At 61.7% G+C, this 321-nt stretch carries 1 tRNA gene and 1 pseudogene; one reads left to right on the top strand and one right to left on the bottom strand.

Annotation, left to right across the window (positions count from 1 at the left end):
• Positions 1-274: pseudogene (locus tag Mspo_RS19515) on the top strand (hypothetical protein); the annotation flags it as partial.
• Here the strand turns inward: Mspo_RS19515 and Mspo_RS19510 are convergent.
• Positions 245-321: transfer RNA gene (locus Mspo_RS19510), tRNA-Met, on the bottom strand. The pseudogene Mspo_RS19515 and the gene Mspo_RS19510 overlap by 30 nt on opposite strands.

The following is a 321-nucleotide window of genomic DNA, read 5'->3' as shown; positions in this document are numbered from 1 at the left end:
CGATCATCGCGCCACCCGTCACGCAGCTATCCCAAAAACCGAGGTCACCGCCAGGCGGCCGCCGCCGGAGGGATACGAACTGTTCCGCACATTGGTCGATGAGGTGAGGCTCATCCCGGACAGGAACAAGCTGTCGATCGTGCTTACCGGCGATCTGGCGGCGATGCTTTGGTTTGCTGCGGGCAAGAAAAACCCCGCCCTGGGCGAGGGCGGGGTTTGGCTGGTTTGCAATCGCATGGATTGTTGGTTGCGGGGACAGGATTTGAACCTGTGACCTTCAGGTTATGAGCCTGACGAGCTACCGGGCTGCTCCACCCCGCG

This window comes from Methylosinus sp. Ce-a6, from assembly GCF_009811655.1.
GTDB lineage: Bacteria > Pseudomonadota > Alphaproteobacteria > Rhizobiales > Beijerinckiaceae > Methylosinus.
The sequence above is the reverse complement of the archived record's forward strand: the minus strand, read 5'-3'. Positions and strand labels throughout refer to the sequence as shown.